This window comes from Anaerovibrio lipolyticus DSM 3074, assembly GCF_900141865.1.
Taxonomy (GTDB): Bacteria; Bacillota; Negativicutes; order Selenomonadales; family Selenomonadaceae; genus Anaerovibrio; species Anaerovibrio lipolyticus.
The window spans coordinates 140,372-155,518 of sequence record NZ_FQYW01000004.1 but is presented as its reverse complement, the minus strand read 5'-3'; the positions used below and the strand labels follow the sequence as shown (position 1 = coordinate 155,518).

General features: G+C 45.1%; 15 protein-coding genes, 3 tRNA genes and 1 pseudogene. 17 read left to right on the top strand and 2 right to left on the bottom strand.

Annotated features, from left to right (window positions below; all coding sequences use genetic code 11):
* Positions 1-25: 25 nt before the first annotated feature.
* From B6K08_RS01900 to B6K08_RS01845, 12 genes and pseudogenes are all read left to right on the top strand, one after another.
* The gene (locus tag B6K08_RS01900; RefSeq protein WP_052211849.1) at positions 26-820 is read left to right on the top strand and encodes an amino acid ABC transporter substrate-binding protein; all 795 of its coding nucleotides are present in this window, start codon (positions 26-28) and stop codon (positions 818-820) included.
* A gap of 324 nt (positions 821-1,144) precedes the next feature.
* Positions 1,145-1,789, top strand: a complete 645-nt coding sequence (locus B6K08_RS01895; RefSeq protein ID WP_027397363.1) for an amino acid ABC transporter permease — start codon at positions 1,145-1,147, stop codon at positions 1,787-1,789.
* A complete protein-coding gene (locus B6K08_RS01890) occupies positions 1,770-2,549 on the top strand; it encodes an amino acid ABC transporter ATP-binding protein (protein ID WP_039206298.1) in 780 nt (259 codons plus the stop codon). Before B6K08_RS01895 ends, B6K08_RS01890 begins: the two co-directional genes overlap by 20 nt.
* A 123-nt stretch (positions 2,550-2,672) precedes the next feature.
* Positions 2,673-3,887: an N-acetylmuramoyl-L-alanine amidase gene (locus B6K08_RS01885; RefSeq protein WP_080325222.1), complete on the top strand. Its 1,215-nt coding sequence runs from the start codon at positions 2,673-2,675 to the stop codon at positions 3,885-3,887.
* A 1,143-nt stretch (positions 3,888-5,030) separates the two neighbouring features.
* Positions 5,031-5,114: pseudogene (locus B6K08_RS14365) on the top strand (SEC-C metal-binding domain-containing protein); the annotation flags it as partial.
* A gap of 77 nt (positions 5,115-5,191) precedes the next feature.
* A tRNA-Asn gene (locus B6K08_RS01875) sits at positions 5,192-5,267 on the top strand.
* Positions 5,268-5,269: 2 nt separating this feature from the next.
* Positions 5,270-5,344, top strand: a tRNA-Glu gene (locus B6K08_RS01870).
* A 38-nt stretch (positions 5,345-5,382) separates the two neighbouring features.
* A tRNA-Val gene (locus tag B6K08_RS01865) sits at positions 5,383-5,458 on the top strand.
* 102 nt (positions 5,459-5,560) lie between these two features.
* The gene (locus B6K08_RS01860) at positions 5,561-6,097 is read left to right on the top strand and encodes a transcription repressor NadR (RefSeq protein ID WP_039206294.1); all 537 of its coding nucleotides are present in this window, start codon (positions 5,561-5,563) and stop codon (positions 6,095-6,097) included.
* An 80-nt stretch (positions 6,098-6,177) separates the two neighbouring features.
* Entirely contained in the window at positions 6,178-6,432 is a 255-nt protein-coding gene (locus tag B6K08_RS01855; protein ID WP_027397359.1) for an NfeD family protein, read from the top strand.
* Positions 6,433-6,479: 47 nt separating this feature from the next.
* Positions 6,480-7,466, top strand: coding sequence for a flotillin-like protein FloA (gene floA, locus B6K08_RS01850; RefSeq protein WP_027397358.1), 987 nt, complete (start codon positions 6,480-6,482; stop codon positions 7,464-7,466).
* Between the two features lie 15 nt (positions 7,467-7,481).
* A complete protein-coding gene (locus B6K08_RS01845) occupies positions 7,482-7,850 on the top strand; it encodes a hypothetical protein (RefSeq protein ID WP_039206292.1) in 369 nt (122 codons plus the stop codon).
* Positions 7,851-7,907: 57 nt separating this feature from the next.
* Here the strand turns inward: B6K08_RS01845 and B6K08_RS01840 are convergent, their stop codons facing one another.
* On the bottom strand, positions 7,908-8,309 hold the full coding sequence (locus B6K08_RS01840; protein ID WP_027397356.1) for a GtrA family protein: 402 nt from the start codon (positions 8,307-8,309) through the stop codon (positions 7,908-7,910).
* Positions 8,310-8,408: 99 nt separating this feature from the next.
* Between B6K08_RS01840 and B6K08_RS01835 the strand changes: the two genes are divergently transcribed.
* A complete protein-coding gene (locus tag B6K08_RS01835; RefSeq protein ID WP_080325221.1) occupies positions 8,409-9,353 on the top strand; it encodes a glycosyltransferase family 2 protein in 945 nt (314 codons plus the stop codon).
* A 359-nt stretch (positions 9,354-9,712) separates the two neighbouring features.
* Here the strand turns inward: B6K08_RS01835 and putP are convergent, their stop codons facing one another.
* Complete coding sequence (gene putP, locus B6K08_RS01830; RefSeq protein WP_080325255.1) at positions 9,713-11,140, bottom strand: sodium/proline symporter PutP; 1,428 nt, start codon at positions 11,138-11,140, stop codon at positions 9,713-9,715.
* Positions 11,141-11,503: 363 nt separating this feature from the next.
* On the opposite strand from putP, the gene B6K08_RS01825 reads away from it, so the two are divergent.
* The 4 genes from B6K08_RS01825 to argS all read left to right on the top strand — a co-directional run bounded on the left by B6K08_RS01825 (position 11,504) and on the right by argS (position 15,140).
* Complete coding sequence (locus tag B6K08_RS01825; RefSeq protein ID WP_039206272.1) at positions 11,504-12,367, top strand: response regulator; 864 nt, start codon at positions 11,504-11,506, stop codon at positions 12,365-12,367.
* Between the two features lie 3 nt (positions 12,368-12,370).
* Entirely contained in the window at positions 12,371-12,832 is a 462-nt protein-coding gene (locus B6K08_RS01820; RefSeq protein WP_039206269.1) for a chemotaxis protein CheX, read from the top strand.
* A 166-nt stretch (positions 12,833-12,998) separates the two neighbouring features.
* Positions 12,999-13,430 (top strand): YwiB family protein, encoded by a 432-nt coding sequence (locus tag B6K08_RS01815; protein ID WP_039206268.1) that lies wholly within the window; start codon positions 12,999-13,001, stop codon positions 13,428-13,430.
* Positions 13,431-13,478: 48 nt separating this feature from the next.
* Positions 13,479-15,140: an arginine--tRNA ligase gene (gene argS, locus B6K08_RS01810; protein WP_039206279.1), complete on the top strand. Its 1,662-nt coding sequence runs from the start codon at positions 13,479-13,481 to the stop codon at positions 15,138-15,140.
* Positions 15,141-15,147 lie beyond the last annotated feature (7 nt).

Below are 15,147 nucleotides of genomic sequence, written 5' to 3'. Positions count from 1 at the left end.
TTATTCAAAAGGAGTGTATAGTTCTATGAAGAAGATTTTGGCTGTTTGTATGATGCTGGTTTTGGCTGTGGCAGCTCTGGCTGGCTGTGGCAATGATACAGCGAAGAAGGATGCTGCACAGAAAATAGTGGTAGGTCTGGATGATAATTTCCCACCTATGGGCTTTAAGGATGAAAAGAATGAAATCGTAGGCTTTGATATTGATTTGGCCAAGGAGGCCTCCAAGCGTTTAGGCTGTGAGGTGGAGTTTAAAGCAATCGACTGGAACTCCAAGGAGGCTGAGCTGAAGAGCGGCCGCGTAGACGTTCTCTGGAATGGTCTGGATATTACCGAAAAGCGTAAGGAGAATATGCTGTTCTCTGATCCATATATGAACAATCGCCAGATTGTATTTGTTGCTTCCGATAAGGGTGTGAAAATCGCCTCCGAGGCTGATCTTGCCGGTAAGGTAATCGGTACCCAGAGCGGTGGCACCTCCGAGGAATATTTTGAGAGCAAGAAGGATCTGAAGGCTTCCATGAAGGAAGTAAAGTATTATCCTGATTTCATTAATGCATTTATGGATCTGGAAAATGGCCGTATTGATGCAGTTGTAGGCGATGAGATTATTGGCCGTTACTACATCAGCAAGCACCCTGAAAAGATTACTGCTATTGACACTGTAATCGGTGATGTAAGCCAGTTCGGCTTTGCCTTCCGCAAGGAAGATCAGGCTCTCCGTGACAAGGTACAGAAGGTATTTGATGAAATGATCAAGGATGGCACTGTAGCAAAGATTTCCGAAAAGTGGTTCGCAAAGGATATCACCCTTAAAAAGTAAAATAGTTATGAGGTGAGGTGCAGTTAGATTGAGCAATTAGGGCACGGTTCGTTAAGAAACTTTTTGTTGCGTACTTTAATATTAGTGGAAAAAATCATTTGTTTGAGCGAAGCGAGTTATGATTTTTTACACTATATAAATGCAAGAAAAAGTTTTAGAACCGGGACTGTCGCGAAAGCTAACTGCACCTCACCTAAGTTACTTTATGGACTGTTGCATCGTTTGCAATAGTCCTTTTTTTGATGTAAAATATATAGGCTTAGTGCTTTGCTATGGTAAAGCAGAAAAATGATAAAATGTTTACAGAAGGGGATTACTACTTATATGGATAGCTTATTGCATACAGTTGTCCTGATGCTGGAAGGCACCCAGGTCACATTGCAGATATTCTTTATTACGTTGATTTTTTCATTGCCATTGGGTCTGCTGGCTGCCTTTGGCCGCCTGTCTTCCCTGAAGCTGGTAAGCCGTTTCATGGAATTTTACATCTGGCTTATGCGTGGCACGCCTTTGATGCTGCAGCTGCTCTTCGTTTATTTTGCCCTGCCAATGGTGGGTATTATGCTGCCTGATCTGGTGGCGGCCCTGTTGGCATTTACATTAAACTATGCTGCATATTTCGCCGAGATTTTCCGTGCGGGCATTCAGTCAATTTCCCGTGGTCAGTATGAGGCCGCCAAAACCCTTGGCATGACCCACAAGCAGACCATGCGCCGCATTATTATACCTCAGATGATTCGCTACGTTTTGCCACCGGTAAGTAATGAGACTATTAATCTTGTAAAGGATACTTCCCTTATTTATATACTTGCCATGAATGACCTGCTGAGAGTGGCCCGTACCATCGTACAGCGTGAGTTTGATATGACACCATTTGTGGTGGCAGCCGTTTTTTACTTAATTATGACAGCCGTACTTACATGGGGCTTCAAGAAGCTGGAGGCATATTATGGAAAATATGACCAATAATCAAGTAATGCTGCGTTTGACGCAGATTCATAAAAAATTCGATGAGCTTGAGGTTTTGCGGGGCATTGACCTGGATTTGAAAAAAGGTGAGACCAAGGCAATTATTGGCCCATCCGGTTCCGGCAAGAGTACCCTGCTCCGTTGTATTAATCGTTTGGAAATAATCGATTCCGGAAAAATAGAAATTAAGGGGCGTGCCTTGGCCCAAAATAATAGTGAAAATGTGGCAGAATACGTTTCGGAAAAGGAGGCCAGAGATATTTTATCCTGCACTGGTATGGTGTTTCAGCAGTTTAATCTTTTTCCCCACATGACTGTGATGCAGAATTTGCTGGAGGCCCCGGTTCAGGTGCAGAAGCGCAAAAAGGAGGATGTAATTCCAGAGGCAGAGGAGCTGTTGCGCAAGGTAGGCCTTTTTGAGAAAAGGGATAATTATCCCTCCCGTCTTTCCGGTGGTCAGCAGCAGCGGGTAGCTATTGCCAGAGCTCTTTGCATGAAGCCGGATATTATGCTTTTTGATGAGCCAACGTCTGCCTTGGATCCAGAGCTTACCGGCGAGGTATTGAAAACCATGCGGGAGCTGGCTGCGGAGCACATGACCATGCTGGTGGTTACCCATGAAATGGCCTTTGCCAGGGAGGCTGCCAATCAGGTGGTATTTATGGCTGATGGGGTTATTGTGGAACAGGGGCCTGCCCAGCAGGTTATTGATCATCCACAGGAAGAGCGAACCCAGGCCTTCCTCAAGAACATGCTTTAATTTTTCATAATTATATGATAGAATTTCTACTTAGAAATTTATTCTTTACATAATTTGGTAGAAATTGAATTTTTAAAGCTATTTCTATGGGGTTAAAAGCCCGTTTTTTGGGGGAATATATATATGTACTTTCATAAAGCTAAGGCCATTTATTTGCATTTTGCGGGTATAATGCTGCTTTTGGCTGGTTTTCTTATGTTTTGGTCCACCCAGGAGGCTCAGGCAGCTACCTTTGCCCAGCGTATGGCAAATATGGCGGAGATTACCGCCGTAAGGGTGAGCTCTGATAAGGACAAGGCCCGTATCGTATTGGATACCACCAAGGATGTTGCAATTAAAACCAGTGTTTTAAGTAATCCATCACGGGTTGTGGTGGATATTCAGGGGGCCTGGATAAGTCCTGAGGCCAAAAAGACAATTAACATAGGCAGCCAGTTTGCCAAATCCGTGCGTCTGGCTCAGTTTGACCCGAATACGGTGCGTGTAGTTATTGAAAGCACCATGAATGAGAGTAACCGTTATTTTTTCACATTGGCCGGTGGTAATACTGGTCATCGTCTGGTTTTGGATTTTGGTAATGTGGGTCAGGGCTCCGGGGGAGCAGCTATAGATTTTGGCAAGACTGGCTCCAGCTCTGGCAATACTGAAAAGCCACAGCCATCCACTGATGAACAGACCAGCACCCCTGTCACCACCTCTGAGGGTGATTCTGATAAGAAGGATGAGGCTACCCCAGTGGTTGAGCCTGAATTTACTCCTGGCATTAAGGGGAAAAAGATTACCATTGATGCCGGTCATGGTGGCAGCGATGTGGGTGCCATTGGCCCAACAGGTGTTACGGAGAAAAGCATAACCCTTCGTATAGCCATGGAGCTGCAGCGTCTTCTGACTGCTGAAGGGGCTGAGGTCATTATGACCCGCAACAAGGATACTGAGGTTTCTCCAAAGAAGGCCAATGCAACAGATATTGAGGAGCTTCAGGCCCGTTGTGATATAGCCAATAGAAATGATTCGGATATCTTTATTTCTATTCACATGGATTCCTTCACCAGCAGCAGTCCAAGCGGTACCACGGGCTATTACTACGGAAAGGGTACCAAGGCTTCTGTCCGTTTGGCCCAGTATGTTTCTGATGGGGTTGTATCGGCCCTGTCTACAGGCCATAGAGGCGTTAAGAGCTGTAATTTCTATGTTGTCAGACATACAAATATGCCGGCAATTCTTTTGGAAACGGCCTTTATTTCCAACGAGAAGGAGGAGCGGCTGCTGAATTCTGAAGCTGGCATCAAAAAGGCGGCTTCTGGTATTTTGAAGGGAATAAAGAAATTCTTTGGTTGATGGAAAAATAGTATTTTGACAATAAATTGAATATGAAAATATGTGAGGTTGAGTGATTTGGAATTTAGTTTTTCTGATGAACAGTTTAATAAAGTAATTGCAGAGCAAAAGGCGGAGCGCATGAAGAGCCTTCGTCGTCATAAGCTGCCGGAAAAGCTCACCTTGGAGGAGGCACTTAATGCCCTTACAAAGACAGAGCTGGAGGATATTCAGTACAATCTGAATCTTCCTGTTGCCACTAACATTAATCGTGTCAAGAAGGCGGAAATGGTGGAGGCAGTGTTGCCGGAGGTTATTAAATTCTCCCAGCGCTGGTTTGTCAGTGCCTTTGAGGATCAGAAGGACATCTTTGACTATGCTTGCAAGCACAAGGGCATGGCCGGTGATTTGCAGCTTGATGATGGCCGTCTGGACTATCTCCGTGGTATTGGTATCATGTATTGCGGCCTTTCTGATGGCAAGCTGGTTTGGTATATGCCAAAGGAAATTCAGAAGGAATACGGCAAAATTAACAATGCTGCCTTCCAGCAGGCCACTGCACTAAATACTGAGGTTATCCGTCTGGCCTCCGGTCTGGTATTCTATTATGGTGTAATGGATTATGACCAGCTCTATGCCAAGGTCAGTGAATATATTGACGATGAACTGGAATTTGCTGATTTTATCGGCATTATTCTTAATGGTGGCTGCTGGTATGACAATATTCAGGCCGGCAAGCATGAGCTGATGTATTCTGAGCTTATGAATGTTGATGCTCTTCAGGCAGAGCAGATGAAGAATACCTCTATTGATTACGCTGATTTGCCATATGATAAGGTGTGGGACGCTGGACAGGAATCCTATGTGGAGTCAACCGGTGCCTACAGGGCATTGGCCCAGTTCCTGATGAACAAGTGCAATCTGGATGTTCTTCAGGCGGCAGAAGCTGTTCGTTCCATTAATATTATTATCCAGAATGGCTATGGTATGAAGGAAATCGTGGGTTTCTTGAAGGACCAGAAGCTGGTACTGCCTAAGATGGAGGAGACCCAGGAGCTGTACGGTCTTATTGGACGCTACAACAATACCCTGCCTAAATGGGTATTAAAGGGCCACACCGAGGATGAGCTGGCTAATATGCCTCGTCAGTCCGTAGTAAGGGTTGGCAAGAAGATTGGCCGTAATGATCCATGCCCTTGTGGCAGTGGCAAAAAGTACAAGAATTGCTGCCTCGATAAAAATTACTAAAAAATTTTAAAAAATGCTTGCATTTTATTTTGAAATGCAGTATTATATTACTTGTCGACATCACCGACACAAATGATTCCTCGATAGTTCAGCCGGTAGAACGACGGACTGTTAATCCGTATGTCGCAGGTTCGAGTCCTGCTCGAGGAGCCAATGGCGCGTTGGTCAAGTGGTTAAGACACCGCCCTTTCACGGCGGCTTCACGGGTTCGAATCCCGTACGCGTCACCATTTAGAAAAATAGGGAATTAACAAATTCCCTTTTATACGGGCGCTTAGCTCAGCTGGGAGAGCGTCTGCCTTACAAGCAGAATGTCAGCGGTTCGATTCCGTTAGCGCCCACCATATGAAATTTGAGACTACTAAGTTTTTAGTAGTCTTTTTTGTTTGTTCATTTGCTTTTTTTCTACAGCTCTAATACAATGAAGGAAGGAGGGGGGAGTTTTTATGGACACTCAGGAACGTCGGGACCTGCTGCTGGAAGCACTAAAGCGGTCCAAGTGTCCTCTTACGGGAGGATATCTTTCAAAAAAATTTAATGTAAGTCGCCAGATTATCGTTGGGGACATAAGCGTAATTAGAGCCGGTGGTGTTACTGTATATGCTACCCCAAGGGGCTATGTGCTGCCGGAGGATGAGGAGATTCACGGTATTGTGGGGATAATTGCCTGCAAGCATGGTTCGGATATGATGCGCCGTGAGCTGGAAATCATCGTAGACAATGGTGGCTATGTCCGGGATGTAATTGTTGAGCATCCCCTTTATGGTGAAATAAGAGCTGATCTGATGCTGAGGAACCGCCATGACGTTGAGGTTTTTGACAACCGCATGAAGGAATGTGACGGAATGCCTCTTTCCATTGTGACCCAGGGGGTACATCTCCACACCATTGAGGTGCCGGATCAAGATTCTCTGGACCGAATCAAAAAAAAGCTGCGGGAAGAAGGCATCTGTGCCAACCTTTCAGCTAATAATCAGAAGTGATTGCTACAATATGCAAGGGGGAATGGGACGGCGTGAAAGACACCAGCCCTTGTCACCCTGATAGATAAGGAGGGATAAAAATGTCCTTTTGGAGCGACTTATGGCACAGCTTTGTGCTGAAGGACCAGACCTCAACAGAAAAGGGCTATGTCAGTGCCGTTGAAAAGCCGGAGCTGGTGGGCTGTAAGGGCATTGTGTCCCGCGAGCTTAGGCCGGCAGGTACTGTCATTATCAACGGTGAGCCTGTGGATGTGGTATCCGAGGGGGATTACATCCCCAAGGGACAGGAGGTTAAAGTTATTGCTGTCAATGGCAACCATGTGGTTGTTAGATAATAAATGTTGAAAGGGTGTATTTGATGGATGAAATTTTAGAGTTTTTTATGGATTTCAGTGGCCTATGGATATTTTTGGCCATAGTATTTCTCTTTGTATTTTTGCACTTTGTGCCCCTTCGCCTGTGGATTGCAGCCAAGGCCGCCAATGTGCCAGTGGGAATATTTACTCTGGTAGGTATGCGCCTTCGCCAGGTTATTCCTTCCCGTATCGTATATCCGCTTATTAAGGCAAACAAGGCTGGTCTTAGCGTGGAGGTTAATCAGCTGGAGGCCCATTTTCTGGCTGGAGGTAATGTGGATAAGGTAGTAGATGCACTTATCGCTGCCCACAGAGCCCAGATTCCACTTCCTTTTGAGCGCTCTGCCGCCATTGATTTGGCAGGCCGTGATGTACTGGAAGCTGTACAGATGAGCGTTAATCCAAAGGTTATTGAGACTCCTGTGGTTTCCGCTGTGGCCAAGAATGGTATTGAGCTGCGTATTAAGGCCAGAGTAACTGTTCGTGCCAACATTGACCGTCTGGTGGGTGGTGCCGGTGAGCCAACAATTATTGCCCGTGTAGGTGAGGGTATTGTTACCACTGTAGGTTCCTCTGTAAGCCACACCGATGTGCTGGCAAATCCGGATGACATTTCCAAAACAGTATTGGGTAAGGGCCTGGATGCAGGTACAGCCTTTGAAATCCTCTCCATTGATATTGCAGACGTTGATGTAGGCAGAAACATCGGTGCCGAGCTCTTAACCGACCAGGCCGAGGCAGATAAGCGTATTGCCCAGGCCAAGGCTGAGGAACGCCGTGCTATGGCCGTTGCCAAGGAGCAGGAGATGAAGGCATATACTCAGGAGATGGAGGCTAAGGTAGTTGAGGCACAGGCCGAGGTGCCTCATGCTATGGCTGAAGCCCTGAAGAATGGTAATTTAGGGGTAATGGATTATTACAACCTGAACAATGTAAAGGCTGATACTGATATGCGTGACAGCATCAGCCGCAGTGCTGATGACAGCCCTCTCACTCCACCGCCTATTAAGTAAGGCAGGTGAAAAGCTATGGATTATGTTATTCCAATAGTGGTATTTGCTTTGATGGTGATACTGGGCAATGTGCTGGACAAAAAGAAGCCACCAGCTCAGCCTATTCCAAAGGACTGGACACCGCCGGATATTAGGGGGCCACAGGAACCATCACCTCCTCAGCACAGGCCTCATCATCCAGATGAGTATGCACAGGTTCATAATCCCTATCAGGAGTATCTTACCCGTCATACGGATGATTATGAGGAAAAGCATGAGGAGCCGCCACAGGATCCGTCCTATACCACTGAGCATAAAAGAAAGCCCTTGAGTGGTCTGGCCCAGGCTGTCATCTGGGCAGAGATTTTGGGCAAGCCAAAGGCAAGACGCAACAGACTGCGGTAAATAAAGGAAAATTAAAAGCGGGACTGCAAACGCAGTCCCGTATTTTTGCGCCCGTTTTTATTTTTTGCCAAAGGCGAATAGCTTTACCAAAAGAAAAGTTACCGGAATACCTAAAATCGCTGCTATCAGGTAGCTTACTATTGGAGGATACCCCAGCCAGTTGTAGAATATAATAACGATAATATTTTGAATGATATAGTTTGGAATATATGATACAAAGAATTTTATAAAGCGGCTCACAGACAATGTATCGTGGAATACAAAGCGGCTGTTCATCCAGCAGGCGCAGAGATTTGCCAGAATGTAGCCAATGTTGAAGGTGAGATTGGCATCTGCTATAAAGAAGGAACAGAGCCAGGCCATAAAGGTGCAGTTAAAGGTGTTGATACAGCCAATAACCAAAAATAGGAAGAATTCCTTAGTTAAGAAGTGATGTTTAGTTTTTTCTATTAAATTCATTATGTTCCCCTTTGGAATTTAGTATTGAGAAAAAATTCCCCAACGCGTATAATATTATAGTATTTTACATTGGATAAAATTTTGAGAAAAGAGATAACCATGAAGATTATATCAGTTGTTGTTCCTGTATACAATGAAGAAGAAAATATAGAGCATTTTTATAAGTCCATCGTTGAAGTTTTTGACAAGCTGGACTATGAGTTTGAGCTGGATTTTGTGGATGACGGCTCCAAGGACCGCAGCCGTGAAATACTGCGGGAACTGGAGGAAAAGGATTCCAGGGTTCAGTCTATTTTTCTTGCAAAAAATTCTGGCCATCAGCTGGCTCTCACCTGTGGTCTTGACCATGCAGATGGAGATGCGGTAATAATGATGGACGGGGATATGCAGCATCCACCGGAGCTGATTCCTACCCTCATTTCCAAATGGGAGGAAGGCTATGAGGTGGTTCATACCATACGCAAGAACACTGAAGGCGTTTCGGCCTTTAAGAAGCTCACTTCAGCCTATTATTATAAGATCTTAAATACATTGTCCACCGTTCATATTCAGGAGGGTGGAGCTGATTTCCGGCTGATGGATCAGAAGGTGGTAAAGGCCTTCCGTCGGTATCGTGAACATGCCCGGTTTATTCGTGGTATGATAGGTTCCATGGGCTTTAAGCAGACCTACATTGAGTTTGTGGCGCCAAAGCGGTTCGCAGGAGTTTCAAAATTCTCTCCGCGGAAGATGCTTCATCTGGCAGTAGATGGGGTAATGGCCTTCTCAACCTTGCCTCTCCGCATGGGATTATACATCGGTGTATGCTGTGGCTTCCTGAGCTTTCTGTTATTCCTCCATGTGCTGGTTTCTAAGTATGTGTTCAATGATGCAGTGGCCGGCTGGGCTACCATAACCGCCTGTATACTGTTTTTTGGTGGTGTGCAGCTCACGGTGCTGGGTATCATGGGAGAATATATTTCCCGTATTTATGAGGAGGTTAAAAATAGGCCGCTATATCTCATAGGCCGTGGCCGCCCTAAGGATGAGCCTGAGAACAATTAAATTTTATTATAATATGATGTCGGGGGCAGTCCCCTGTAGCACGTCACACGTCGCTAAAGTTTTTCTCGCTGCTAATTACAGATCAAAAAATTGTTTTAGCACCGGAACCGAGCGAAAGGCAACTGTTCCTGCTCTGTTTTGCTTTGTTATTTGCACTAGAAAAGGGATTCCCTGTCCTCCGGGAATCCCTTTTCTAGTGTGTGTGTATTATATTTAGGAGAGTTACGCTTTTTTCAAAGCTTGAATATAATATAGCATAACTGAAAATGATTTTCAATACCTAAATGAGAAAAATTTTCAATTTTTTTTGACCTCATCCGACGAGCAAAGCTCGCCACCTTCTCCAGAGGAGAAGGCTATTAAATATCAGAGTTCTGTACGGAATCAAACATATCTGTAATTTCCTTATCTGGTTCCTTGTCCAAAAGGCTCACAACATAAATTGCCAGCAGGGAGAACAGGAAGCCCGGAATGATTTCATAAAGACCAAAGAAAGCAAACTGCTTCCAGATAAGAACTGTAAGACCTCCCACCACAATACCTGCCAGCGCACCATTTCTGGTGGCCCTTCTCCAGAATAAGGACATAATAAGGGCAGGACCAAAGGCAGCACCAAAGCCAGCCCAGGCGTAGGAAACCATATCAAGAATAAAGCTGTTAGGATTCATGGCCAAGCCGATGGCCATAGCGGAAATAACCAATACTGCAGTTCGGCTTACCCATATCAGCTCATTCTGCCCCGCATTCTTGCGGAAAACAGAGTGGTAAAAATCCTGGGAGAAGGCAGAAGCAGCCACCAACAGCTGGGCTGATGCGGTACTCATTATTGCAGCCAATACAGCTGACATTATAAGACCGCTTACAAATGGAGTGAATAGCTCCCCGGTCATCACCAAAAATACGGTTTCCACCTTTGGCCCCATAAGAGTTTCGGTGAGGTAAACGCTGCCCACAATACCAACAGCAACTGCAGCAGCCAGGGAAATGGCAACCCATACCATGGCAATGTGCATGGCATGGCTCAGCTCCTTGGAGGATTTGATGGCCATGAAGCGAATCAGAATGTGAGGCTGACCAAAGTAGCCCAGGCCCCAGCCCATAAGGGAAATGAACTCAATAGCGGAAATGGTGGAGCCATCAGGTCCTAAGAATGGATTAAAGAAGGTAGGATTCACAATATCCACAGCAGTGACAGTGTTGGAAACACCGCCGAGGGCATAAACAGCTACAGCAGGCACCATAATAATGGCAAAGAACATCATGACACCCTGAATAAAATCAGTCCAGCATACAGCCATAAAACCACCGGTAAGGGTATAGAATACCACCACGAAGGCTCCCAAAAGAACAGCTGTGGTATAGTCCAGCCCAAAGAGGGTACTGAACAGCTTGCCACCGCTGACAAAGCCGGAGGAGGTATAAATTACGAAGAAAATGATGATGAAAATGGCCGGAGCAACCCGTAAAATGTTGCTGCCGTCATTGTAACGGTTCTGTAAAAAATCCGGCAGGGTAAGGGAATTGTTGGCAATTTCCGTAAATTTTCTCAGTCTTGCCGCAATAAACTTCCAGTTGGCATAGGTACCCAAGGCAAGCCCCACTGCAATCCAGCCAGCGTTCAGTCCGGCCAGATAAGCAGCCCCTGGAAGTCCCATCAGCATCCAGCCACTCATATCAGAGGCCTCAGCACTGAGGGAGGTAACCCAGGCCCCCAGCTTTCTGTTGCCAATGATGTAATCATCCATGTTGTTTGTCTTCCTATAATAATACAGTCCGATAAACATCATCAGGCCCAAATAAATAACAAAGGCCGAAATAATCAATATATTATCCAAATGTTATTCCTCCTATATCAAAGCATAATACTTAAACATTATACAAAGAAGGATGGAATTTTGGCAAATGGGAAATTGAATCCCGTAAAATAAAATTAAAATTAAGAAGGATTTTTGTCATTTTTAAAGAACTTTATTAGTTAGTAACCCTTCGAAGGATAGGGCGTCTGGGACGTTTTTCCTTGAATTGCTCTACCGATTTTTGTATACTAGAAGAAACACATATAGTTTTTTCGTATTTTTAGAAGGATTTTCACTTTTTTGGCGAATATTTATAGTGAAGGAAAAATACACGAAAAGCGCAGGTGATTGTTTGTGGAAAAAGTCAAGGTTATGGTGGTTGATGATTCGAGAATTAGCCGTATGATGGTTAGCTCCATGCTGGCCAAGACTAATTTTGAAGTTTGCGCAATGGCTGAGAATTCTGCTGAGGCAGTGGCTCTTTATGCTAAGACTAAACCGGATGTTGTAACCATGGACATGAATTTGCCGGATGCAGATGGTATTGAGTGCACCCGTCGTATTCATGCGATAGATCCAAAGGCAAAGATTGTTATGATCAGTGCCATGAAGGATGCCAAGCTGATTATGCAGGGCCGTATGGCCGGTATTGGCTCCTTCTTGCAGAAGCCTGTCAGCACCAATGAGCTTATTGATACGCTGATGATTATGTGCAATGAAAATGTTGGTGCAGTAGCTGTTTACAGGGAGTCCTATGTGACTACCTTTGCCAAGGTACTCCAGCAGAGTCTGGTGTCCATTTTTGGTATCCAGAGTGAAATTGAGATTTCTCAAAACGAGGAGTCTGTTCTTCATGTTGACGGCGTGGCAGCTGTGATTGGTATCGTCGGTGAGCCTAAGGGGCGCGTTGCGCTTTATATGGATTCTGAAACCATGTATAGTCTCAGTAAGGCCATGCTGGGAATGGATCCACAGGATGATTTGTCTGCTGATGAGGCGGAGGCTGCCATAGAGGAGGCAGGTAATATTATTACTGGTCGTGCTGTTTCCCGTATCAATGATGTGTTCAAGGACAAGGAAATGCGTATTACGCCTCCGGGGACAGTTATTGGTTCAGATATAATTTTGTCCAATCCTGAGCTAATTTCTTTTAATGTTGTAGCCAAGACCTCTTACGGGAATGTATTCATGAATGTAGGGTTTGCGAGGGGAGTATAACTTATGGATGTAAAACTGGTTAATCCGTTTATAGATGCATTTACGACTGTACTTCCCCAGATGGGCTTTCCAACACCACAGCGTACAGGTATGACTGTAAATAATCAAAATGCAGTAAGTCAGGGCGTAGCTGTTATCGTTGGTTTTACCAAGGAGATAAGGGGAAACGTCGTTTATAATATGAGTGAAGACACCGCAAAGTTCATTGCATCCACCATGATGATGGGGATGCCGGTGGAGAATTTTGATGAAATGGCCCAGAGTGCTATTTCTGAGATGTCCAATATGCTGACTGCTAATGCCGCCACCAATCTCACAGCTCTTGGGCTGGAGGTGGATATTTCCACCCCATCGCTGACTGTGGGATCCGACTTCCAGATTAAGATCAGCAACGAGCAGTATCTGTGCGTTGTTATGGATATCAGCGGTCATCAGGTGGAGATTGATATTGCAGTTCAGCAGTAACTTCATCAAATAAAGTGATTTAAGGGATTGCCTCGGCAGTCCCTTTTCAATTTTTATTAATTATTTTGTTGGCAATAATCTATTTTTGGGTTATACTATACACAGTTTTGTTTAAATACAGAACCAAATAAATGTTCGATAAAAAATAGGGAAGAAAAGGACCATTATGTACAAGGTTAAAGTGGTTACTTCAGGCTTTCAGAAGGATCTGAAGGGCAAGCGTGAAAAGGTTGCCCATTTGGCTGAGGGCCAGTATCATTTCCGTAATAACAAGCATTATGTAAAATATAATGACAGTGACCTAGACAAGGAAAATGTTATTGCTACCACCATCAAAACCGACGGAGGGAAGCTGACAATTTTCCGTCGTGGAGCCGTTGATACGGAAATGATTTTTTTGCATGGGGAAATGACCCATACCAGCTATCATACTCCTTATGGGCCTATGGAGCTGGAAATAAATACCAGACAGCTGGAAATAAATATGGATGAAGTCGGGGGCCAGGGGGAAATTGATCTATTTTACGATTTGGCCGTTAATGGATCTCCTGTGGGTGAGTATGAGCTTCATATAAAAATCAGCAATGCTGGGAAATAGATATTGTTATATATGTATATATATTAAAAAGTTTGGGAGGCTATGAATTTGGATATTAAGGATACGTTATTGGCCGCTATTGAGGAGGCTGCCAAAGCTGCCATTGCCGATGGTGTTTTTCCTGAGGCGCAGTTGCCAAATATTATTCTCGAGGTTCCGCCAAAGAAGGAAATGGGCGATTTCGCCACTAACTTCGCAATGCAGTCTGCCAAGGCATTTCGCATGAATCCAAGAAAGATTGCCGAAGAGGTCACTGGCCGTATCAATGGCGATTGGCTGGAGCATGTTGAGATAGCCGGCCCAGGCTTTATTAACTTCTTTTTGAAGGCTAATGTCCTCTATGATGGTCTCAAGGCTATTATGGACCGTGGTGAGAGCTTCGGTCAGCTTCCAAAGAAGGATATGAAGCCAGTTCAGGTGGAATATGTAAGTGCCAATCCTACTGGTCCCCTTCATGTTGGCCATGGCCGTGGTGCTGCAGCAGGCAGTGCTCTGGTTAATGTAATGAGAGCTGCGGGATATCCTGTTACCTCCGAGTATTATATCAATGATGCGGGTAATCAGATTAATAATCTGGCCCTTTCCGTTGATCATCGCTATCTTGAGCTTTTGGGCAAGGCCACAGAGGATACCTTCCCTGAAAATGGCTATCATGGTGCTGATATTATTGATACTGCTCAGCGTATCATTAAGAAGGATGGCGACAAGTACCTTAATATGTCCGAGGAGGAGCGCCTGAATATTTTTAAGGAGCTGGCCCTGAAGGAAAAGCTGGCTGCCCTGAAGGAAGATTTGGCGGCCTTTAATTGTGAATTTGATGTGTGGTACAGCGAGCGTACCCTTCATCCTGACAAGGTTAAGGCAGCTATTGAGGCATTGCAGAAGAACGGCAAGATTTACGAGGAGGGCGGTGCTCTCTGGCTGAAGTCTACCGATTATGGCGATGACAAGGACCGTGTTGTAATTCGCGATAATGGTGTTCCTACCTATTTAGCTGCAGACATTGCTTATCACAAGGATAAGTTTGAGCGTGGCTTCGGTAAGCTGATTAATATTTGGGGTGCAGACCACCATGGTTATATTTGTCGTGTAAAGGCAGCCATGAGTGCTCTGGGATATAATGCTGATGATTTGGATGTATTGCTTCTCCAGATGGTTCGCCTTCTCCGTGGTGGCGAGCTGGTTAAGCTCAGCAAGCGTACTGGCCAGACTGTAACCCTGGCAGAGCTTATTGAGGAGGTTGGCACCGATGCTGCCCGCTATTTCTTCATTATGCGCTCCATGGACAGCCAGCTGGACTTTGACTTGGATTTGGCAAAATCCAAGAGTAATGAGAATCCTGTTTATTATATTCAGTATGCCCATGCCCGTATTTGCAGTATTTTCCGTCAGGCGGAGGAGACTGGACTTAAGGTTACCGATGGGGTTGAGCTTTCTCTCCTTAAGGATGAGACTGAGATTGATATTATTAACAAGCTCCAGGAGTATGAGGAAGAAATCGAGCGCGCAGCGGCAGAGTATGCACCACAGCGTATTGCCCGTTATGCTTATGAGCTGGCAGGCAAGTTCCACAGCTTCTATAATCAGTGCCGTATCTTGGGTGTTGATGATAAGCTGGCAGAGGCCCGTTTGGCGCTGGTAACCGTTACAGCTCATACCATTCGTCATGCTTTGGGAATTTTAGGAGTTTCTGCTCCGGAAAAGATGTAATGAAACA